Origin of the sequence: Enterobacter cloacae complex sp. SHL012 (assembly GCF_049237505.1) — a bacterium.
Lineage (GTDB): Bacteria > Pseudomonadota > Gammaproteobacteria > Enterobacterales > Enterobacteriaceae > Enterobacter > Enterobacter kobei.
Window position 1 is genome coordinate 115,881 of record NZ_JBMKIZ010000007.1, and the last position, 21,995, is coordinate 137,875.

At 55.8% G+C, this 21,995-nt stretch carries 19 protein-coding genes; 10 read left to right on the plus strand and 9 right to left on the minus strand.

Translation table 11 applies throughout. From position 1 onward, the window contains the following. Positions 1 to 44 precede the first annotated feature (44 nt). Positions 45 to 380, minus strand: coding sequence for a universal stress protein UspB (gene uspB, locus ACOTY9_RS19575; protein WP_003861224.1), 336 nt, complete (start codon positions 378 to 380; stop codon positions 45 to 47). A 283-nt stretch (positions 381 to 663) separates the two neighbouring features. On the opposite strand from uspB, the gene uspA reads away from it, so the two are divergent. Continuing rightward, on the plus strand, positions 664 to 1,101 hold the full coding sequence (gene uspA, locus ACOTY9_RS19580; RefSeq protein WP_003861223.1) for a universal stress protein UspA: 438 nt from the start codon (positions 664 to 666) through the stop codon (positions 1,099 to 1,101). A gap of 97 nt (positions 1,102 to 1,198) precedes the next feature. On the opposite strand, the gene rsmJ is transcribed toward uspA, so the two are convergent. Together rsmJ and prlC are read right to left on the minus strand one after the other, a co-directional pair. After that, positions 1,199 to 1,951 (minus strand): 16S rRNA (guanine(1516)-N(2))-methyltransferase RsmJ, encoded by a 753-nt coding sequence (rsmJ, locus tag ACOTY9_RS19585; RefSeq protein WP_332957800.1) that lies wholly within the window; start codon positions 1,949 to 1,951, stop codon positions 1,199 to 1,201. 6 nt (positions 1,952 to 1,957) lie between these two features. Then, positions 1,958 to 4,000, minus strand: coding sequence for an oligopeptidase A (gene prlC, locus ACOTY9_RS19590; RefSeq protein WP_023331525.1), 2,043 nt, complete (start codon positions 3,998 to 4,000; stop codon positions 1,958 to 1,960). Positions 4,001 to 4,206: 206 nt separating this feature from the next. On the opposite strand from prlC, the gene ACOTY9_RS19595 reads away from it, so the two are divergent. From ACOTY9_RS19595 to ACOTY9_RS19605, 3 genes are all read left to right on the plus strand, one after another. After that, complete coding sequence (locus tag ACOTY9_RS19595; protein ID WP_348566059.1) at positions 4,207 to 5,049, plus strand: 23S rRNA (adenine(2030)-N(6))-methyltransferase RlmJ; 843 nt, start codon at positions 4,207 to 4,209, stop codon at positions 5,047 to 5,049. A 71-nt stretch (positions 5,050 to 5,120) separates the two neighbouring features. Next, entirely contained in the window at positions 5,121 to 6,473 is a 1,353-nt protein-coding gene (gorA, locus tag ACOTY9_RS19600) for a glutathione-disulfide reductase (RefSeq protein WP_045269646.1), read from the plus strand. 185 nt (positions 6,474 to 6,658) lie between these two features. Beyond that, positions 6,659 to 8,308, plus strand: a complete 1,650-nt coding sequence (locus ACOTY9_RS19605) for an alpha,alpha-trehalase (protein WP_014885585.1) — start codon at positions 6,659 to 6,661, stop codon at positions 8,306 to 8,308. A gap of 50 nt (positions 8,309 to 8,358) precedes the next feature. On the opposite strand, the gene ACOTY9_RS19610 is transcribed toward ACOTY9_RS19605, so the two are convergent. Continuing rightward, positions 8,359 to 9,948 carry an STY4199 family HEPN domain-containing protein gene (locus ACOTY9_RS19610; protein ID WP_096218275.1) on the minus strand — a complete coding sequence of 530 codons (1,590 nt, stop codon included), beginning with the start codon at positions 9,946 to 9,948 and terminating at the stop codon, positions 8,359 to 8,361. 146 nt (positions 9,949 to 10,094) lie between these two features. On the opposite strand from ACOTY9_RS19610, the gene ACOTY9_RS19615 reads away from it, so the two are divergent. Both ACOTY9_RS19615 and ACOTY9_RS19620 read left to right on the plus strand, forming a co-directional pair. Continuing rightward, complete coding sequence (locus tag ACOTY9_RS19615; protein ID WP_063614515.1) at positions 10,095 to 10,634, plus strand: GNAT family N-acetyltransferase; 540 nt, start codon at positions 10,095 to 10,097, stop codon at positions 10,632 to 10,634. A 71-nt stretch (positions 10,635 to 10,705) separates the two neighbouring features. After that, positions 10,706 to 11,044 carry a lysozyme gene (locus tag ACOTY9_RS19620; RefSeq protein ID WP_348566060.1) on the plus strand — a complete coding sequence of 113 codons (339 nt, stop codon included), beginning with the start codon at positions 10,706 to 10,708 and terminating at the stop codon, positions 11,042 to 11,044. Here ACOTY9_RS19620 and ACOTY9_RS19625 read toward each other — a convergent pair. Both ACOTY9_RS19625 and ACOTY9_RS19630 read right to left on the minus strand, forming a co-directional pair. Further along, the gene (locus ACOTY9_RS19625; protein WP_014885589.1) at positions 11,023 to 11,625 is read right to left on the minus strand and encodes a response regulator transcription factor; all 603 of its coding nucleotides are present in this window, start codon (positions 11,623 to 11,625) and stop codon (positions 11,023 to 11,025) included. The two genes, ACOTY9_RS19620 and ACOTY9_RS19625, sit on opposite strands and share 22 nt — an antisense overlap. Before the next feature lie 173 nt (positions 11,626 to 11,798). Then, positions 11,799 to 12,557 (minus strand): SDR family NAD(P)-dependent oxidoreductase, encoded by a 759-nt coding sequence (locus ACOTY9_RS19630; protein ID WP_057057852.1) that lies wholly within the window; start codon positions 12,555 to 12,557, stop codon positions 11,799 to 11,801. Positions 12,558 to 12,676: 119 nt separating this feature from the next. Here ACOTY9_RS19630 and ACOTY9_RS19635 point away from each other — a divergent pair, with 119 nt between their 5' ends. The 3 genes from ACOTY9_RS19635 to ACOTY9_RS19645 all read left to right on the plus strand — a co-directional run bounded on the left by ACOTY9_RS19635 (position 12,677) and on the right by ACOTY9_RS19645 (position 16,236). Continuing rightward, on the plus strand, positions 12,677 to 13,576 hold the full coding sequence (locus ACOTY9_RS19635) for a LysR family transcriptional regulator (protein WP_023337927.1): 900 nt from the start codon (positions 12,677 to 12,679) through the stop codon (positions 13,574 to 13,576). A gap of 50 nt (positions 13,577 to 13,626) precedes the next feature. Beyond that, positions 13,627 to 14,652 carry an inner membrane protein YhjD gene (yhjD, locus tag ACOTY9_RS19640; protein WP_014885592.1) on the plus strand — a complete coding sequence of 342 codons (1,026 nt, stop codon included), beginning with the start codon at positions 13,627 to 13,629 and terminating at the stop codon, positions 14,650 to 14,652. A gap of 261 nt (positions 14,653 to 14,913) precedes the next feature. After that, positions 14,914 to 16,236, plus strand: a complete 1,323-nt coding sequence (locus ACOTY9_RS19645) for an MFS transporter (RefSeq protein WP_050861820.1) — start codon at positions 14,914 to 14,916, stop codon at positions 16,234 to 16,236. A 94-nt stretch (positions 16,237 to 16,330) separates the two neighbouring features. On the opposite strand, the gene ACOTY9_RS19650 is transcribed toward ACOTY9_RS19645, so the two are convergent. After that, on the minus strand, positions 16,331 to 18,373 hold the full coding sequence (locus ACOTY9_RS19650; protein WP_348566061.1) for an AsmA family protein: 2,043 nt from the start codon (positions 18,371 to 18,373) through the stop codon (positions 16,331 to 16,333). Between the two features lie 65 nt (positions 18,374 to 18,438). Further along, positions 18,439 to 19,212, minus strand: a complete 774-nt coding sequence (gene pdeH, locus ACOTY9_RS19655; RefSeq protein WP_348566062.1) for a cyclic-guanylate-specific phosphodiesterase — start codon at positions 19,210 to 19,212, stop codon at positions 18,439 to 18,441. Positions 19,213 to 19,441: 229 nt separating this feature from the next. On the opposite strand from pdeH, the gene ACOTY9_RS19660 reads away from it, so the two are divergent. After that, the gene (locus ACOTY9_RS19660; RefSeq protein WP_088127382.1) at positions 19,442 to 20,371 is read left to right on the plus strand and encodes a sugar kinase; all 930 of its coding nucleotides are present in this window, start codon (positions 19,442 to 19,444) and stop codon (positions 20,369 to 20,371) included. 63 nt (positions 20,372 to 20,434) lie between these two features. Here the strand turns inward: ACOTY9_RS19660 and ACOTY9_RS19665 are convergent, their stop codons facing one another. Next, positions 20,435 to 21,922, minus strand: a complete 1,488-nt coding sequence (locus tag ACOTY9_RS19665) for a M16 family metallopeptidase (RefSeq protein ID WP_014885597.1) — start codon at positions 21,920 to 21,922, stop codon at positions 20,435 to 20,437. Positions 21,923 to 21,995: the final 73 nt, after the last annotated feature.

Here is a 21,995-nt window from a genome sequence, read left to right on the forward strand (position 1 = left end):
GGCGACAAAAAGCGGGTCAGGAAACTGACCCGCTTTTTTTATGCTCAGTGCCAAATCATCAATGCAATCATACTGACCACAACCAGCCCGCACAGGGCGCTGGTCAGAATGAACTGCCGACGCAGACGCTCGCAGCGACGGATAAACTCTTCATCGTGATGATCGCGGTAACGCTGGTAGTAGATGTATCCCACCAGTCGCATCTGTTTGCTGGGCTGTCCATGCGATGTGAAGAACCCTCCACCGTCCACATACTGATAAAGCAACGGATCGCAACCACGAAGTACCACTAACAGCGCACGTAACGATGAGAAGTAGCGCGCCATATTCACTATGCAAACTACGCATAACGCCCAAAACAATGCGACGGTGCTAATCATACATCCTCCCCGGCGTCCGCCCACGGAGCAAGGCTCCTGAGCTCCCGCACCCCAATGCCCTGACAGACAGTTCAGTGAAAGAATGACCAAAAGTCGATCCGGTTCGCGTTTTAATATCCGAACGGCTCATTAAATAGTGTAGGAGATCCGTTAATTTTTTTGCCACAAGGTTAATCGTTATCAACACCAAAGCTTGAAAAATATGTTTAACTGGGCCGTAATGAAAGTATCAGACGACGGCATTCTCATTTAGTCATCGATAACTTAAGGAAGGAGTAACACTATGGCTTACAAACACATTCTCATCGCGGTAGACCTCTCTCCGGAGAGCAAAGTGCTGGTTGATAAAGCGGTATCCATGGCACGCCCCTACAACGCGAAAGTTTCCCTGATTCACGTTGATGTGAATTACTCCGACCTCTATACCGGTCTGATCGACGTGAATCTCGGCGATATGCAGAAGCGCATCTCCGAAGAGACGCATCACGCCCTGAGCGAACTGTCCACCAACGCGGGCTACCCGATTACCGAGACCCTGAGCGGCAGCGGCGACCTGGGTCAGGTATTGGTTGATGCGATTAAGAAATATGACATGGACCTGGTCGTATGCGGTCACCACCAGGACTTCTGGAGCAAGCTGATGTCGTCCGCGCGCCAGCTGATCAACACCGTTCACGTGGATATGCTTATTGTTCCACTGCGTGACGAAGAAGACGAGTAAGTGCGTTAAATTCCCCTCACCCTAACCCACTCCCAAAGGGAGAAGGAATAGATCGAGGATGTAGGCCGGGTAAGGCGAAGCCGCCACCCGGCTTTTTTTATTCCGGTGTACCTGAATAGATATCAAACCGGTGCCCTTTCGTGGTCACCGCGTTAGTCGTGGCCACGTCCGCCAGGGGCGGCGCGTAGTCAGGGCGCTTCACCACCACCCGCTTCGTTGCGAGCTGTCGGGCAGGCTCCAGCAGACCATCTGCATCTAAATCCGGCCCCACCAGCGACTGAAACACCCGCATCTCTTTCTTCACCAGCGCGCTTTTCTGCTTATGCGGGAACATCGGGTCGAGATAGACCACCTGCGGGCGCGGGGTGATATCAGTGAGCGCCGTCAGGCTGGAGGCGTGGATCAACTGCAACCGCTCCTGCAGCCACGGGCCGATTTCCGGGTCCGCGTAGCCACGCGTCAGCCCGTCGTCGAGCAATGCGGCGACCACCGGGTTACGCTCCAGCATTCGCACACGACAGCCAACAGACGCCAGCACAAACGCATCGCGACCCAGCCCCGCCGTGGCATCGACCACGTCCGGAAGATAGTTCCCTTTAACCCCCACCGCTTTGGCCACCGCCTCGCCGCGACCGCCGCCGAACTTGCGCCGGTGCGCCATCGCACCGCCGACAAAATCGACAAAAATCCCGCCGAGTTTCGCTTCGTCGCGCTTACGTAATTCAAGATGCTCCGGTGTCATCACCAGCGCCATCAGGTTATCTTCATCGTGCTCCAGCCCCCAGCGGGTCGCCAGAACAGATAAGGCGCCGTCTCCGGCGCCTGTTTCATCCACTAAGCAGATTTTCACGAACTATCAGCCTTTGATCCCGTAATGCTCAAGCATCGCATCCAGCTGCGGCTCGCGGCCACGGAAGCGTTTGAACAGTACCATTGGCTCCTCAGAACCGCCGCGGGTCAGGATGTTATCGAGGAACGACTGGCCGGTTTCACGGTTGAAGATCCCCTCTTCTTCGAAGCGGGAGAAAGCATCCGCTGCCAGCACGTCGGCCCACAGGTAGCTGTAGTAACCTGCCGCATAGCCGCCTGCGAAGATGTGACTGAACGCATGCGGGAAGCGGCCCCAGGTTGGCCCAGGGATCACAGCAACCTGCTTTTTAATCTCGGCCAGCGTTTCGAGGATTTTCGCCCCTTGTTCCGGGCTAAACTCGGCGTGCAGACGGAAATCAAACAGGCCGAACTCCAGTTGACGCAGGATGAACATCGCTGCCTGGTAGTTCTTGGCCGCCAGCATTTTATCCAGCAGCTCTTTCGGCAACGGTTCGCCGGTCTCATAGTGACCAGAGATAAACGCTAGCGCGTCCGGCTCCCAGCACCAGTTTTCCATAAACTGGCTTGGCAGCTCGACCGCATCCCACGGTACCCCGCTGATGCCAGCCACGCCTGCGGTTTCGATGCGGGTCAGCATGTGATGCAGACCGTGACCGAACTCGTGGAACAGGGTGATCACTTCGTCGTGAGTGAACAGCGCAGGTTTGCCATTCACCGGACGGTTAAAGTTACAGGTCAGGTAAGCGACCGGCTTTTGCAGAGAACCGTCGGCTTTACGCATCTGGCCGACGCAGTCATCCATCCACGCTCCGCCACGCTTATTCTCACGCGCGTAGAGATCAAGGTAGAAGCTGCCGCGCAGCTCATTCTTGTCGTCATACAATTCGAAGAAGCGCACGTCCGGATGCCAGACGTCGATATCGGTTCGCTCTTTGGCTGTGATGCCGTAGATGCGCTTCACCACTTCGAACAGGCCGTTAACGGCTTTGTTTTCCGGGAAGTACGGGCGCAGCTGCTCGTCGCTGATGCTGTAAAGATGCTGCTTCTGTTTTTCGCTGTAGTACGCAATATCCCACGGCTGCAGCTCGTCCACGCCGAACTCCGCTTTCGCAAAAGCACGCAGCTGAGCCAGCTCTTTCTCACCCTGAGGACGGGCGCGTTTTGCCAGATCGGTCAGGAAGTCGAGCACCTGCTGTGGGTTCTCCGCCATTTTGGTGGCGAGGGATTTGTCGGCGTAGTTTTCGAAGCCCAGCAGCTGTGCCAGCTCGTGACGCAGGGCGAGGATTTCCGCCATCACCGGGCTGTTGTCCCACTTACCGGCATTCGGCCCCTGATCGGAGGCGCGCGTGCTGTAGGCGCGGTACATCTCTTCACGCAGGGCCTGGTTGTCGCAGTAGGTCATTACCGGCAGGTAGCTTGGGATATCCAGCGTTAACAGATAGCCTTCCTGCTCTTTCGCTTCGGCCTGCGCTTTCGCTGCTGCCAGCGCGCTTTCCGGCATCCCGGCCAGCTCGGATTCATCGGTAATCAGCTTCGTCCAGCCCATGGTGGCGTCGAGGACGTTGTTGCTGTACTGGTTGCCCAGCTCGGACAGGCGCGCGGCGATTTCACCGTAGCGAACCTGCTTCTCTTTTGGCAGACCAATCCCGGACAGCTCGAAATCACGCAGGGCGTTATCGACCGATTTTTTCTGCGCCGTGTTCAGCTCGGCGTAATGGTCGCCGTCACGCAGATCGCGATACGCTTTGTACAGCCCTTCGTGTTGGCCGACCCAGGTGCTGTACTCCGAGAGCAGCGGCAGGGTCTGTTCATAGGCCTCGCGCAGTTCCGGGCTGTTTTTCACCGAGTTCAGGTGGCTTACCGGGGAGAAGATACGCCCCAGCACGTCGTCCACTTCGGCCAGCGGCTGACACAGATTTTCCCAGGTGTACGGTGCGCCCTGCGCCACCACGCTTTCTACCGCCGCGCGGCAGTTGTCCAGCGATTGCGTAACGGCTGGAACCACATGCTCAGGGAGGATTTTAGAAAACGGCGGCAACGAAAAAGGCGTCAGTAATGGATTGGTCATAAGCGCTGTCCTGTTGAAATAGGTGAATGAAGCGCGCATCCGGCGCTGTGCATATCATTAATTAATGGGGTTAAGTGTAGAGGATTTCAATGCCGGACGTCGTGGAAAAGCGCCCGGTGGCGCTGCGCTTACCGGGCCTGCGGGTAATCTGTGCCGTTCTGCTGTAAACTGTGGCAAATCGTCAATTCAGCGGAAAATCATTACCCATGCTCAGTTATCGCCACAGCTTCCACGCTGGCAACCATGCCGACGTCCTCAAACACACCGTTCAGAGCCTGATCCTTGAATCGCTCAAAGAGAAAGAGAAGCCGTTTCTCTATCTGGACACCCACGCGGGCGCGGGCCGTTATCAGCTGAGCGGCGAGCATGCCGAGCGTACCGGTGAATATCTGGAAGGGATCGCCCGCATCTGGCAGCAGGACGACCTGCCAGCCGAACTGGAACCGTACATCGGCGTGGTGAACCACTTCAACCGCAACGGCCAGCTGCGCTACTACCCAGGCTCACCGCTGATTGCCCGCCAGCTGCTGCGCGAGCAGGACAGCATTCAGCTGACCGAACTGCATCCGAGCGATTTCCCGCTGTTGCGCTCTGAGTTTCAGAAAGATAACCGCGCCCGCGTGGAGAAAGCCGACGGCTACCAGCAGCTGAAAGCCAAACTGCCGCCCGTTTCCCGCCGCGGCCTGGTGCTGATCGATCCGCCGTACGAAATCAAAACCGACTATCAGGCGGTGGTGACCGGCATCCACGAAGGCTACAAACGTTTTGCCACCGGCACTTACGCCCTGTGGTACCCGGTGGTGCTGCGCGCGCAAATCAAACGCATGATCAAAGATCTGGAAGCGACCGGGATCCGCAAAATCCTCCAGATTGAGCTGGCCGTGCGCCCGGACAGCGACCAGCGCGGCATGACCGCCTCCGGCATGATTGTGATTAACCCGCCGTGGAAGCTCGAAGCGCAGATGCACAACGTACTGCCGTGGCTGCACAAAACGCTGGTGCCTGCGGGTACAGGCCACGCCACCGTCAGTTGGATCGTGCCGGAGTAATCGCAGCCATCGGTGGAAACTATTGATTTCAGGTATACAATCGCGGCAATTCACGATTAAGGATAAAAGCTATGACTAAGCATTATGACTACATCGCAATCGGCGGCGGCAGCGGCGGCATCGCCTCCATCAACCGCGCGGCCATGTATGGCCAGAAATGTGCGCTGATCGAAGCTAAAGCGCTGGGCGGCACCTGCGTGAACGTGGGTTGTGTACCGAAGAAGGTGATGTGGCACGCGGCGCAAATCCGCGAAGCGATCCATATGTACGGCCCGGATTACGGCTTTGATACCACCCTCAATCACTTTGACTGGGGCAAGTTAATCGCCAGCCGTACCGCCTACATCGACCGTATTCACACCTCCTACGACAACGTGCTGGGTAAGAACAACGTCGATGTGATCCACGGCTTTGCCCGCTTTGTGGATGCGAAAACGATCGAAGTGAACGGTGAGACGATCACCGCCGATCATATCCTGATCGCCACCGGCGGTCGTCCGAGCCACCCGGACATTCCGGGCGTGGAATACGGCATCGACTCAGACGGTTTCTTTGAACTGCCTGCGCTGCCTAAGCGCGTTGCCGTGGTTGGCGCGGGTTACATTGCGGTAGAGCTGGCGGGCGTGATCAACGGCCTGGGCGCGGAAGCGCACCTGTTTGTGCGTAAACACGCGCCGCTGCGCAGCTTTGACCCGCTGATTGTCGAGACGCTGGTTGAAGTCATGAACGCTGAAGGCCCAACACTCCACACCCACGCGGTGCCGAAAGCGGTGGTGAAAAATGCGGACGGCAGCCTGACGCTGGAGCTGGAAGATGGCCGCAGCCAGACCGTCGACTGCCTGATCTGGGCGATTGGTCGTGAACCGGCGAATGACAACTTTAACCTGGCCGTGACCGGCGTGAAAACCGACGAAAAAGGTTATATCGTCGTCGATAAGTTCCAGAACACCAGCGTACCGGGCATTTACGCAGTTGGCGATAACACCGGTGCCGTAGAGCTGACCCCGGTGGCCGTTGCGGCGGGACGTCGTCTCTCCGAACGTCTGTTTAACAACAAGCCTGACGAGCATCTCGATTACACCAACATCCCGACCGTGGTCTTCAGCCATCCGCCCATCGGCACCGTTGGCTTAACCGAGCCGCAGGCGCGCGAGCAGTATGGCGACGACCAGGTGAAAGTGTATAAATCCGCGTTCACCGCGATGTATACCGCCGTCACCTCTCACCGTCAGCCATGCCGCATGAAGCTGGTCTGCGTGGGCCCGGACGAGAAGATTGTGGGTATCCACGGCATTGGCTTCGGCATGGATGAGATCCTGCAGGGCTTCGCCGTGGCGCTGAAAATGGGCGCGACCAAGAAAGACTTCGACAACACCGTGGCAATCCATCCGACCGCCGCGGAAGAATTTGTTACCATGCGTTAAGGCAGAAGCCCCTCCCCGGAGGGGCTTTTTTTATTCACATTCATAAATCGTTGCAAAACGAATGCTCCGAAAATAGTGATCTACCGCACATTTCCCTCCCCATCTACCGAAGCGAATGTCTACGCTTATAAGACGCCCGGAAAAAAACTGTCTTTAAGTACACACAACCGGAGGTCCCTATCACCATGTTCAACCAGAAACTACAGGCTACCGAGAATATCGAATTCGAGATCGCAGAAGAGCTGCGCTACGAGACCGATCCCTGCGAGTTGAAACTGGATGAAATGATTGAGGCGGAGCCGGAACCCGAAATGATCGAGGGGCTACCCGCCTCCGATGCCCTGACGCCCGCCGATCGCTATCTGGAACTGTTCGAGCATGTTCAGTCAACACGCCTGTTCGCGGACAGCAAAACCTTCCCTGACTGCGCGCCGAAGATGGACCCGCTGGATATCCTGATCCGCTATCGTAAAGTGAAACGTCACCGGGATTTCGACCTGCGCCAGTTTGTAGAGAACCACTTCTGGCTACCGGCCACCTACGGCACGGAATATGTTTCTGACCCCGGTCTGTCGCTAAAAGAGCACATTGACAGCCTGTGGCCGGTGCTGACGCGCGAACCGCAGGACCATATCCCCTGGTCCTCTCTGCTGGTGTTACCGCAGGCCTATATTGTGCCCGGCGGGCGATTCAGTGAGACCTATTACTGGGACTCCTATTTCTCCATGCTGGGGCTGGCGGAGAGCGGACGTAACGACCTGCTGAAGTGTATGGCGGATAACTTCGCCTGGCTGATCGAGCGCTACGGGCATATCCCAAACGGTAACCGTACCTATTACCTCAGCCGCTCTCAGCCGCCGGTCTTTGCCCTGATGGTCGAGTTGTTTGAAGAGGACGGGGTACGCGGCGCGAAGCGTTACCTTGAGCACCTCAAGATGGAGCACGCCTTCTGGATGGACGGTGCCGAGTCGCTGCTGCTTAATCAGGCCTATCGCAGCGCGGTACGTATGCCGGATGGATCATTGCTCAACCGCTACTGGGACGACCGCGATACGCCCCGGGACGAATCGTGGATTGAGGACGTAGAAACGGCCCGTCACTCCGGACGTCCGCCAAACGAAGTGTATCGTGACTTGCGCGCGGGTGCAGCCTCAGGCTGGGATTACTCCTCCCGCTGGCTGCGTGAGCCTGGCCGACTGGCCAGCATTCGCACCACGCAGTTTATCCCGATCGATTTGAATGCCTTCCTGTTCAAGCTGGAGAGTACTATCGCCAATATCTCGGCGTCGAAAGGGGATAAAGAGACCGCTGAACTGTTCCATCAGAAGGCCAGCGATCGCCGCGCCGCGATTAACCGCTACCTCTGGGATGAAGAAAGCGGCTGCTATCGCGATTATGACTGGCGCCGCGAAGTGATGGCGCTGTTCTCTGCGGCGAGCATTGTGCCGCTGTACGTCGGTATGGCCACGCATGAACAGGCCGATCGACTGTCGGATGCGGTGAAAACGCGACTGCTGACGCCGGGCGGGATTCTGGCAACCGAGTATGAAACCGGCGAGCAGTGGGATAAACCCAACGGCTGGGCCCCGCTGCAGTGGATGGCCATTCAGGGGTTCAAGCAGTATGGCAATGACTCACTGGGCGATGAGATCGCCTGGAGCTGGCTGCAGACGGTGAATCATTTTTATAAGACCCACCACAAGCTGATTGAGAAGTATCATATCGCCAGCAGTACGCCACGCGAGGGGGGCGGGGGTGAGTATCCCCTTCAGGACGGCTTCGGCTGGACCAACGGCGTAGTGCGACGGCTGATAGGGTTGTATGGGGAGCCTTGAGTGGGGTGCGGTCTGGTGCCCTCTCCCACAACAGGGAGAGGGTAAAGGGATCAGCGGATAACCTCATAAATGGCAGTCTGAATAGACTGCCATTTTTTCGTGGTGGCATCCGGTTGCGACTGCGCACGCCGCGTAGCCATATCCAGATCGTGCTGCTGGCGCTTCACCACGGCGGGCACGGTGCAGAACGCTTTGAGATACGCTTTACGCACTGAGGTCAGGGACTCACCGTTCGACATCGCGTGGCTGAGCGTGTTGATAAAGCGACGGCATGGCTTCTCTTCCGTCATGTTCCGTCGGTAGCGCAGCATGAGCTCCAGCACGTCGTCATGGCCTGCCGACATCGCCTCTTCGGTCCATGACAGCTTCCAGTCCATCCCGCCCTGCAAAAAGAGCTGCGCGACACGGGTATCGTTGCGGTTAATCGCTGAACGGAAATTATTGTCGTCCCAGGTCACCCCCATGCGGGTCAGCGTCTCGCGCGCAGAAGGGGTTTCGCGCATATCTTTCGGCGGAGCCGCTTGCGCAGTGTGTTCGGCCGATGGCTGCGGTTTGCTGCTGGTCACCAGCCAGAAGCCGCCCACCAGGATGGCGATTACCATCACGCCAACCGCGCCCCATAACGCACCGGAGATAAGCTGCTCACGCTGTTCGGGCGTGCGCGGCGCGCGCTGGGTCGGCTTTTCAATCGTGTCACGGACCTCAAACAGATCGCCACCGGTAACCCGATCCATTTTCTGCGCCTTTTCCCAGAAAGTGTGCAGTTCACTGGCGTCCACCGCCATCAATCCGGCCGGGTTGACGCGCGTTCTCCCCTCTTCGAATGCACGTTGAACCGGTCGGGAAATCTGCATGTAGTAGTTATCCAGCAGCTGAATTTGCGCCGAACTTAACGTTTTCTGAACCGTGATGTTGTTGCGAATTTGCCGAATATCATCAAGGAAGGTTTGCAGCGTTTTACGCGGTTCTACCAGGAGCGTCAGCATGGCAGGATCGTTAAACAGCGAGGCGTAATACCGGCTGAACTCTTTTTTATCCACCAGCATCTGCGCCAGTTCACTGAACATCATCCCGCTCAGGATATCGTTGATCTCCCCGAGCTTCAGCCAGCGTCTTACCCGGTCGGCATTAAATAAGGTCTTAAGATGATTATTGAGCCGCACCTGATCGGGCCAGGCCTGCTGAATAAGTCCTTTAATCATCAGCTCAATGGCGCGAACCTGCTTGTGCGCCTGCTGTTGCTGCAGTTCGCTACCCGTTGCCAGCTCCGTGCTGTAAGTCAGCAACGGCTGCTGCAAACGAAGATGTTCCAGCGTGGTCACAAAGCGCATCGCCGCAATCAGCTGGTTTTCGCTGACATCCTGCCCGCTTTCATACTGTGGAACGCGCTGCTGCAGCAGGCGCAGCTGCAGCGTAAATTCCGACATCTCGGCATCATTCAGATTGAGCGTCTTCGCAACGGCTGCCCATCCCCCGAGCGCTAAACGTGCGCTATCCAGTTGTTCCAGGAGCCAGCGTGGATCTTTTCCCTCAGAAACATGTACATTCAGGAGAAGCAAAATTTCAACCGACGCCTGGCGAATGACCGCCAGACAGTGTTCAAACTGTTCGCGAATATGATGTGATGTGCTGAGAGTCATTGTTTTCCTTAAGCGACAACGAAGACATCAGGAATGGGCACTTATGGCCATTTTTCTTTTATTTATACATGCTTAACCATACCTGACTTTCTGTTGAAATAAAGTGACAACCCTAAAATCATTAAAAATGTTTCAGGAGAATCTTAATGCCGGTTTTAATGACTTCACGCCTGAACTGCTCGCCTCTGCAGGAGCATGACTGGCCCTTTTTTCTGGCGTTGCAGCAACATCCTGACGTGATGCGCTTTGTGGCGGAAGACCGTCCCGTTGCCGCGATTCGTGAGGCGTTTGATTCTCGTCTGCCCCTCTGGACGCCGGGCAGCACGCACTGGCTGTGTCTCGTCGTCCGTGATGCCACCTCTCAGGCACCGCTGGGCGTGACCGGGTATATTCATCGTGAGGACGATTGCGCTGAAGTGGGCTTTCTTTTTGCACCCGAGGCGCAGGGGAAAGGTTACGGTTTCGAATCCCTGCAGGCGCTTTGCGATTACGCCTTTCGTGAGGGCGGACTACGTCGGCTCACCGCCACCGTCACGGCGGGAAATATCGCCTCCAGACGACTGCTGGAAAAAGCCCACTTTCGTCTGGAGGGGGAGCTTCGCGAGAGCTATTACCTTTCCGGACGCTGGCAAAATGACTGGTTATTGGGTTTATTGCGGCATGAATATCTGAACCATAACGCCTGATCAACAGCCATTTGGCGGATATTCTTCATTGTTCAATTCCTCTACAGTATCGCCATTACGAGGAAATGAATATGAAAGGTCATGCGCTGAATATCTCTTATGCCGCCATTGATTTAATAAAGAAGCATCAGGGGCTTTCACTGGAGAAATATCGTGATGAAAATGGTTTATGGGTGATCGGCTATGGACATGCGATCCATGAGGAGGACAATTTTCACGGAGGCATTACTCCGCTCCAGGCAGAATGTTTGCTTCACGAAGATATTCAGTTATGTGAGAGGCTGCTGCGGGAAAATATAACACGCCCATTAACCCAACAGCAGCATGATGCATTGGTAGTATTGATATTCAGTTTCGCCGAGACGCCTTCACGTCTGAACGCGCTGTATCAGGCTATCGCCCGGGTATAGTACATGGCCGCCTGGGTCCGGTTTTTCACCTCCAGCCGCCGAAAAAGTGCTTCCAGATGCGCTTTTACCGTGGCCGCGCTGATGTTGAGATTGCGGCCAATCTCTTTATTTGACTCTCCCGCTGCCAGCAGTTTGAGTACCTCGCGCTGACGCTCGCTTAAACAGAGTAACGGCTGTGCTGATGATTGCTGGCTAACCCACTCCCCGGGAAAGCAGACCATCCCTCTGGACACGGAATCCAGCACGGCGGCAAACCGTTCGGGGTTAGCGTTACGGGGGATAATGGCCATCACGTTTCGCTGCATGAGCTGCTCAACCCATCTGGCCTCTTTTCTTGCCAGAACCATAATCACCCGTATCGCCGGGAAGGAATCCATAAGCTCTTCCAGGAAAGCACTCTCCTCTTCCTGGATCAAATTGCCGTCAATCATCACGATAGCAGACGGTGAAGCAGATATTTGCCCCCATAAATCGTCCGCCTGACAAGCGCCCGTTATATTTATTTCAGGAATTAACTCCTGCAGACCGTGTATCGCTCCATGAATAAATATCGACTGCCTGTCAAACATGATTACTCGCATCGTTTTTCTCCCTCTGAGAATAGCGAAGGGGAATTCTACAGAGGCAGTATTTAAGAAAAAACTCAATGAATGGAGAGGTTACAAATCCGCGAGTGGTTTTTATATTTGCCCGTACTTTGACACATCAGTTTTAAGGATTTCCTTAAGGGGTTCCCTCCCCTTAACAGCAGGCCTCACAGGAACATACCGCCTGACACCTCAATACGTTGCGCATTCATCCAGCCCAGCTTATCGCTGAGCAGTGCCGCGATGGCATCGCCGATATCGTCCGGCAACCCCACCCGCCCCAGCGCCGTCTGTGATGCCAGCATCTGATTAAGCTGCGCGTTGTCGCGAACGCGTCCACCGCCAAAGTCGGTTTCTATCGCGCCCGGCGCGATAATATTGACGGAGATACCACGCGCACCCAGCTCCTTCGCCTGATAGCGGGTCAACACTTCCATCGCCCCTTTCATCGCTGCATAGGTTCCGGAGCCTGGCTGGGTAAATCGGGCCAGCCCGCTGGAGACGTTGAGGATCCGGCCTCCGTCATTCAGCAGAGGCAGCAGGCGCTGTGTCAGGAAGAAAGGCCCTTTGAAATGAATATTCATCGCCTCATCAAACTGGGCTTCCGTTGTGTCGGTATAGGGTGCATATAAACCCGTCCCGGCATTGTTCAATAAATAATCAAAGGTGTCGCGTTGCCAGACGGTCTTAAGGATTTCCTGAAGCCGCTGAGCAAACTTATCGAAGCTGGCAATATCACCGACGTTGAGCTGTAATGCTGCAGCATTCACGCCTTTTTCCTGAATTTCGCGAACAACCTCCAGCGCGTCCTGCTGATTGCTGTGGTACGTCAGAACAATTCCCGTTCCGTCTGCCGCCAGCTTCAACGCCGCGTTTTTACCCAAACCACGGCTACCACCCGTCACTAATGCGATACGTTCAGTCATTATAAACCTCGTTTTGGCTGTTATGGAGATTGAGAAAGAGCTTATTAGGTGATAGAAGATCAATAAAGAGGGTTTAAAACGCTTCACTGTTTCAACAGCAACAACAATGAGCTTCATCTATGGATAAAATTCACGCAATGCAACTGTTTGTGCGCGTCGCGGAACTGGAAAGTTTTTCCCGTGCTGCAGAAACCTTAACGCTGCCGAAAGGCAGCGTTTCGCGGCAAATTCAGGCTCTTGAAAACCGCCTTGGCACCCAGCTGTTGCACCGGACCACGCGTCGCGTCAGCCTGACGCAGGACGGCATGGTCTATTACGAACGGGCAAAAGATCTGCTGGCAAACCTTGATGAACTGGACGGACTGTTTCAGCACGATCCCTCCACCATAAGCGGAAGGCTGCGCGTGGATATGCCCGTCGGCGTTGCTCGAAATTTAGTCATCCCCAGACTGCCGACTTTTTTGCAGCAGTACCCGGGTATTGAACTGGAACTCAGCAGCAGCGATCGTCTGGTGGATGTGATTCGCGAAGGGTTTGATTGCGTGGTCCGCGTGGGCTCCCTGAAAGATTCAGGGTTAATTGCCCGGCCGCTGGGGAAACTGACGGTAATTAACTGTGCCAGTCCGGATTATCTGGCGCGTTTTGGCTACCCTGAAACGCTGGATGATTTGGGCTCACACGCGGTGATTCACTACGCCGCCATGCTGGGTACCCGTCCGCAGGGCTTTGAATTTTATAACGGCAGTGCAACGCAGTGGATAAAGACGGGCGGCGTATTAACCGTCAACAGCACGGAAACCTATCAGGCGGCCTGCCTTGCCGGGCTGGGCATCATTCAGGTTCCACGTGTTGGGGTACGTGATTTACTGCGGACGAAAAAACTGATTGAGATCCTCCCGCAATATCGCGCGGAACCGATGCCCGTGTCCCTGATTTATCCCCATCGCCGCAACCTCTCCCGTCGGGTACATCTGTTCATGGAGTGGCTGACCGAACTCACAAAAGCTTACGTGGATTAGTCGCAAGCTATAATTCAGTAACATCCAGCCTAACGAAAAGGAAAAGACGCGTGACGCCGGAAAATAACCCGCAACGACCCACCCAACATTTAGATTATGATCCCATCAAGAAGATGGAAACCGGGCCAGAAAAGGCTAAAACCCCAGGGGCGGCCAGCAAGACGCTGGGCACCGTCACCAGCCTGGCAGAAAGAATTCAGCAGTTTCCCATGGTTGCGCATTTGATACGTGCGACCGAGCGCTTTAATGACCGCATGGGGAACCAGTTTGGTGCTGCCATCACCTATTTCTCCTTCCTGTCGATGATCCCCATTCTGATGGTGTCGTTTGCAGCGGCCGGTTTTGTGCTCGCGTCGCACCCGACGCTGCTGCAGGATATTTTCAATAAAATCCTGAATAACGTCAGTGACCCGACCCTCGCCACCACGCTAAAAAGCACGATTAATACCGCTGTTCAGCAACGTACGACCGTTGGGATCGTTGGTTTGCTTATCGCCCTTTACTCCGGGGTAAACTGGATGGGCAACCTCCGCGAGGCCATTCGCGCCCAGTCGCGTGAGGTGTGGGAGCGTAAGCCGCAGGATCAGGAGAAAATATGGGTTAAGTATCTCCGCGACTTTGTTTCGCTGATTGGCCTGCTCATTGCGCTCATCGTTACGCTTTCAATTACCTCCGTGGCGGGCTCCGCACAGCAGATGATTATCTCTGCACTCTATCTGGATTACATCGAATGGCTGAAACCGGCCTGGCGCGGCATTGGGCTGGCGATTTCCATTTTCGCCAACTACCTGCTGTTCTTCTGGATTTTCTGGCGTTTGCCCCGTCATCGTCCGCGCAAGAAGGCCCTGCTCCGCGGAACGCTGATTGCGGCGATAGGCTTTGAAGTGATTAAAATCGTGATGACCTACACCCTGCCGTCGCTGGTGAAATCCCCGTCGGGCGCGGCGTTCGGCTCCGTGCTGGGGTTGATGGCCTTTTTCTACTTCTTCGCCCGCCTGACCCTGTTCTGCGCCGCGTGGATTGCCACCGCCGAGTACAAAGGCGACACACGCATGCCGGGAAAAACACACCGCTAACCCCTCTCTCGGGCTGAAATTTCAGCCCGACTCATCATTTCAGCATATAAATCCAGCCCGTAACTTTTATTTAACCAAAAACCAGTTTTATCCACCAATATTTAAAAACTGTGAAGCATTTCATGGAAGCATTTTCGCTGGCCTGAAAATTATCCGCTTTTTGTTGCTTTTATCACCAGGACGCGACTTTGTTACAGATTGAAATGTCGCTTTTGCTGTGCGTAATATGGCCTTTCGTTCGATAAAAAATAAGAAAATATTATGCAAGCAACAGCCACAACACTCGACTCTGGCGCGGAAAACGTCCCGGTCAACTCGCGCAATAAAGTTGTCGTCGCATCGCTGATTGGCACCGCCATTGAGTTCTTCGACTTTTACATTTACGCCACCGCTGCGGTCATCGTCTTCCCGCATATTTTCTTCCCGCAGGGAGACCCGACGGCGGCGACGCTGCAGTCTCTGGCAACCTTTGCTATCGCGTTTGTTGCACGTCCGATTGGCTCTGCGCTGTTTGGACACTTTGGCGACCGTATTGGTCGTAAGGTCACCCTGGTGGCCTCGCTGCTGACGATGGGGATCTCCACCGTGGCGATCGGCCTGCTGCCGACCTACGAAACCATTGGCATTCTGGCGCCGGTCCTGCTGGCGCTGGCGCGTTTTGGTCAGGGTCTGGGGTTGGGCGGTGAATGGGGTGGCGCGGCGCTGCTGGCGACCGAAAATGCCCCGCCGCGTAAACGCGCGCTGTACGGTTCATTCCCGCAGCTTGGCGCGCCGATTGGCTTCTTCTTTGCCAACGGGACCTTCCTGCTGCTTTCCTGGCTGCTGACGGATGAACAGTTCATGAGCTGGGGCTGGCGTATTCCGTTTGTCTTCTCTGCCGTGCTGGTATTGATTGGCCTGTATGTCCGCGTGTCCCTGCATGAGACGCCGGTGTTCGCGAAAGTGGCCGCGGCGAAAAAACAGGTGAAAGTCCCGCTGGGCACGCTGCTGACCAAACACGTCCGCGTCACCGTGCTGGGCACGTTCATCATGCTGGCAACCTATACGCTGTTCTACATCATGACGGTTTACTCCATGACCTACAGTACCGCCGCCGCGCCGGTTGGGCTGGGTCTGCCGCGTAACGAAGTACTGTGGATGTTGATGATGGCGGTCATCGGGTTTGGTGTGATGGTGCCGATTGCCGGCCTGCTGGCGGATAAATTCGGTCGTCGTGCGAGCATGATTACGATCACCACGCTGATCATTCTGTTTGCCCTGTTCGTCTTCCCGCCGCTGCTGGGTTCGGGTAGCCCGGCACTGGTGATGGCCTACCTGCTGATTGGCCTTAGCCTGATGGGGCTCACCTTCGGCCCAATGGGCGCGCTGCTGCCAGAGCTGTTCCCGACGGAGGTGCGTTATACCGGTGCGTCGTTCTCCTACAACGTCTCTTCCATTCTGGGGGCGTCCGTTGCGCCATACATCGCCACCTGGCTGCAGGCAAATTATGGTCTGTTCTACGTGGGCGTTTACCTGGCGGCCATGGCGGCGCTGACGCTGATTGCGCTGCTGCTGACGCATGAGACTAAGCATCAGGCACTGTAAGCTCATGCCGGGTGGCGGCTACGCCTTACCCGGCCTACGATTCAACATGTAGGCCGGGTAAGCGCAGCGCCACCCGGCAAAAACATCCCGCATCTTACTTCTTCATCTGCGACAAAATTGTCCGACACTGGTTCGCCTCACCTTCTGACGGCGAGATCAATGCCAGCAGCGCGGCGGCTGGAGTGACCAGCGTCGCGAGGGCTGCGGCCACCGCACCACGCGCGATCAGCGGCCCGGGCTTCACGCCTGCCTGCGGATTTTTAAAGGTGCCGCGGACATAAAGCGGTGAGCGCAGGGTAATAATACGGATCCCTTTACTTTCCGGGTCGATCGTCAAATCCAGCTGCTCTGAGGCCATGCTGGCGGTACCGGTCACGTTAATCACCGCGTTTTCCGTGTCGAAGGCAAAAATCTTCGGACGCGCCACGCCGTTAACCAGATCCAGATTGGCCGCGGCGCAGTTCACCCGCACCTCGTCATCCCCGAAAATTTGCCCGATGATAAAGTTGCCCACGTTCAGCCCCAGGATCTCCATCAGGTTGCGGCTGACCAGGCCGTCGTTCATCAGCAGTTTCAGGTTACCATTGCCGCTGCCCAGCAGCGCCGCCACGGAATTCCCTACCCCGCGAATGTCCGCGTCACCGTTCATTTCACCGAGGGTTTTCTGCATCAACTCCACGTTTGGCATCAACTCTTTCAGCTTCAGCCTGCGGGCCTGAATTTCGGCGCGCCCCTGCATCGGCTTTTTATCGCCCTCGAGGTGAATGTTCGAGGAAATCGTTCCGCCCGCCATACCAAACTTCAGCGGCTGCAGGCGCAGATCGGCGTTTTTAAGAATGACATGCGTCGAGAGATCGCTCAGCGGCAACGTGCTGCCATGCTCAATTTTACGCCCTTTGAAGCGTACATCGGCATCCATCACGTCCCATTTGTCAGTTTCGAAGCGATCGTAAGGCAGCACTTTCCCCGCAGGCTGAACGTCCTTTTTGACCTCTTTCGACTTCGTGCCTTTGCCCGAATCCACGCCAATCAACGGTCCCAGATCGGCCAGACGTAGCTGGCGGGACTCCACATCCCCTTCCAGTTTCGGGCGCGGTTTTCCGGTGGTGTAGGTTAGCGAGCCGTGGATATCACTGTCACCGATGCGGCCGTTAAAATCCCGGTAGTCAAAGACAGACGATTTTTCGGTGTCGATTTTGGCAACCAGATGCCCGTCCGTTTCGAACGGCGGCGTATCGGGCAGCAACACACCGGTCAGCTCATACAGTTCACCCAGCGAATCACCGGCAAATTTCAGCCGCAGATCCACGCCCCCCATGTTCATCGGGTCGTTGACCGTGCCCACGAATGCCACGCGCGTATTCCCTGAACGGAAATCCGCCTGCACCGGGAACGGCGTACCTTCGCTCCTGAGCGCCAGCATGCCGCCCATTTTTCCTTTCCCGCTCAGCGGCTGGCCGTTGTAGCGCCCTTTGGCCGTCAGTCCGAAAACATAATCTCCCGCCTTGGCGTTATCGCCTTTCGCCTGGTTGCCCGTCACTTCGCTAAACGGTAGCGGTTTACCCAACGGATCGACCAGGATCTCCACATCCGCCTTGCTGACTTTATCGTCGATGGCGATCCGCCCGCGATCGAAAAGAATATTGTCCAGACGGAATGACCATGAAGAGGGCCGGGCATTGGGATCTTTTTCGCCGTCGCTGGCAAGGTTAAACGTCCAGTTGTTGTTCTTTTCAGAAAGGCGGATCAGACGCGCATCGGGCTGCTGGAGTTTAATCCACGGCAGATAGACGGTTTTGGTCAGGAGCGCTAACGGCGCCAGCGTGGCTTCAACGCGTGGCAGATGAACCATGGTGACGTCCGGAATATCCGGCGGGTTGCCGAGAATAATGTCGTCGGCGTGGACGTGCGGCCAGGGGATCCAGCTTCGCCAGCCGGTCTCCTGTTTCTGACGTTCCCATACCACGCCCAAATCGCCGCGGATGGCGAAGGGACGGTTCAGCTCAGCTGAGACTTTCTGGTTGATGGTCGGCTTAAGGCGATTCCAGTCAAACGTCGCAATAATGACGACGATAACCACGATCAACAACAAGAAAATCCCTGTAGTCCAGGAGATAACCCTGGTTGTCTTTGTCATTTTTGTCCCCTTTCCTGATGGCCTGTCCTGTAAAACTATAGTCCAGACAAGGGGAAACGGGCGGATCAGAGGTTAGTTATGACGGTATCGAGGGTATCCATAGGAACCGGACGAGAGAGGAAATAACCTTGTGCGGCAGCAGCGGGTGAGTGTTGCACATCGCGCCACTCTTCCAGCGTTTCCACACCTTCGACAATCACCCCTTTGCAATAGCGGTTCATCAGCTGCAATAACAGCGTAAACAGGTTTCGCCCTTCCGGGGTCTGACGCAGCATAATAAACAGATCGCGGGCCACTTTGATGTAGTCATAACGCACTTCGCTCAGCGCAGAGAAGTTCGCCATGCCCGTACCAAAGTCATCCAGCCACAGCGGGCCAAATTCACACATCGAGGCAAACGAGGAGTCCTGCGGCAGCCGGACGTGCTCCACCAGTTCAAAACGCATCCACGGCAGAGTGGCGATCAGTTCCTGCAATTTTGCATTCTGACGCAGCGCCAGCAGTGTCGGGCCATCCACGTTAACCGAGGCGAGGATATTGTGCCGCTCGAAAAAGGCCTGTTTGGTCGCCAGCATACGAAGCTGCTCTTCCAGCACGTCAAGGCGCTGGCGAACGGCAACTTCGGCAAAATAGCGATCTGGCGCGATACGCTGTATAGGGTTTGACGGGTGCGTAACAACGGTCAAAATTTCAATGGCCATCAGTCGACCGTCCGTTCGGTAGATCGGCTGATAGGTATACGCACGCTCACATTGCAGCCAGTAGCGATGCTCCTGCAAGTTCTCAATACTTGCCTCAGGCGTAGTGCTCAGCCGCTGGATAACCTGCTCTGACTTCATTTCAGATGTCCTGTTGTTGGATGGCCTTTCTGGACTCGTCACTGGGTTATCGGCGCGACAATTGAGAACTTTATGTTCAATTCACCGGGAAAATGAAATTAAGATGACAGAAATTTGCCGGAACACGTGCTGGCTCAAATTAAATAATGGAACGTCGTTTTAATATAGTTGACCATCTAATTCACTCAGCGCACACTGCTGATAAATTCTTCTGTTCAGGTTCACGACTATGTCCAAAAAAATTGCCGTGATTGGCGAATGCATGATTGAGCTGTCCCAAAAAGGCGCGGAAGTCAGCCGCGGATTTGGTGGCGACACGTTAAACACTTCCGTCTATATCGCCCGTCAGGTTGCGCCAGAAGCACTCTCCGTGGACTATGTTACCGCCCTCGGCACGGACAGCTTCAGCCAGCAGATGCTGGAAGCCTGGCAGAATGAACATGTGGGCACCGCGCTGATCCAGCGTATGGAAAACCGCCTTCCCGGGCTTTACTACATCGAAACCGACAGCACCGGCGAACGCACGTTTTATTACTGGCGTAACGAAGCCGCGGCGAAGTTCTGGCTGGAGAGCGATGCGGCCCCGGCCATTTGTGAAGCACTGGCACGCTTTGACTATCTCTATCTGAGTGGGATCAGCCTGGCGATCCTCAGTCCAGTCAGCCGCGAAAAGCTGCTGTCGCTGCTGCATAAATGCCGCGCCAACGGCGGTAAGGTGATTTTTGATAACAACTACCGTCCACGCCTGTGGGCCAGCCGTGAAGAGACGCAGCAGGTTTATCAGCAGATGCTGCAGTGCACGGACATTGCGTTCCTGACGCTCGACGATGAAGACGCCCTGTGGGGTGAGAAGCCCGTAGATGACGTGATTGCACGCACGCAGGCGGCGGGCGTAAGCGAAGTCGTCATTAAGCGCGGGGCGGAATCATGTCTGGTCGCGATGGCGGGTGAAGCGGTGGTTGAAGTCCCGGCGGTGAAGCTGGCCAAAGAGAACGTGATTGATACGACAGCGGCAGGGGACTCCTTCAGCGCGGGTTACCTGGCGGTACGTCTGACCGGGGGAACGCCGGAAGCCGCGGCACAGCGCGGACACCTGACGGCCAGCACCGTGATTCAGTATCGCGGGGCGATTATTCCGCGTGAGGCGATGCCTGTTTAACCAAAGTACGGGCTGATGCCCTCACCCTGGCCCTCTCCCACAGGGAGAGGGCATGTCTACGCATTACTGTCCTTGCGGAATATCCGTCGCGTCCGGGTGTAAATCATCCGCTGCGGTCGCCGGCTGCGGCGCGGTAACCATAATAGAATCCCAGGTCTTCTGAAGTTCCTTCATGTCATATTCCGGCTCGCCTTTCGGCTGCATAAGGATCAATGCCATATCCTGCGACAGCTGCTGACGTAAATCCTGATTTAACATATCCACGGTCAAACCGTTCAGGAAATCCTGACGAAGCTTCTGGTACTGTTCAGGCGCAATGTCGACAACCTGATTCTGCAGGGAGCGGATGCGCTGGCTGATCAGAATATCGGTATCGGCACGCGCGTAGGTCGCAAACAGCTTCTGCAGCTCCAGTTTTTTCTGGGCCACCAGCGCATTGAACTCCTCTTCAGAGAGGCCCTCTTTACGCACTTTTGCCAGCTCTTTGGCGACCACACCCAGATTCGCATTCAGCTTATCGCCCGGCGATTCAACGTTAATGGCACATTGCGCACGCTGGAAAAGCACGCGACAGTCAAAGCCAAGACCAATATTCTTCACGTTATTCTTACTGAGCGTCTGCTGGACGTGCCAGAACAACGCTTCACGCGCCAGGTCGGCACGCCAGTAGCGCAGCAGCGCGGCGGATTCGCGGATAGGCTGCCAGGCGTTATCCCACATCACGGAGAGTCGGTCCTGACGCACGGTGTCCGTCATAATGCTGACAGGTTCGGCGCGCAGCGGAGAGAGTGTCGGAACCGGGGCAGGCGTTTCACGCTTGCCTTTCAAATCGCCAAACGCTTTGTTGATCTGTTCAACCACCGCGCGGCTATCGACATTGCCAACCACAATCAGCGTCATGGCGTCCGGGGTGTACCATTTCTGGTAGAACGATTTCACCTGTTCGGCATCGACCGGCTGCTTCAGCGGCTCCGCCGGATCGTGACCCAGCAACGTTGAACCTTTCAGACGGTAGCGCCACCAGCCCTCTTTGGTATCCGCAGGCCAGGTCGCCACCATGTCGCTGTTGCTCAGCGCATAGTTAACGGTATCCGGCGTAATCGCCAGGTTGCCTGAGGCATCAGCGAGATAGGTCAGCGCTTCTTTGAGCAGATCGTTACGGTTATTTGGCAGGCTCAGGTTAAACATGGTGTAGTCATAGGAGACCACAGCCGGAGGCAGCGGGCGTTTTGGATCGATGGCCTGTTGCCACAGCGAACGCACCTGAACCGCTTGCAGGCTGCCGCTCTGAGTGAGCGCCAGACGGGGAATAAAATGGCTAAAACCGGTTTGCTGAGTACTTTCCGTAAGGGAGCCGGTATTAACGGACAGACGGATTTCAACACGATCGCTCGGACGTTGCGGGGTGGATAAAACCTGCCACTGGAAACCGTTCGCTAACGTGCCTTGTTGCCAGGCCGGGTCTGGCTGGAGCGCATCTGCCTGCACATAACTGGCTGCTGCCATCATCAGCAAACCGCCGGTTAAGAGTCGAATTTTTGTGCCCTGCATGTGAACCCCTGATCAACATTCCTGGTTAAAAAGAGTGTCTCGCGACGCGCTGCACTCTAAAAGATGACGATGA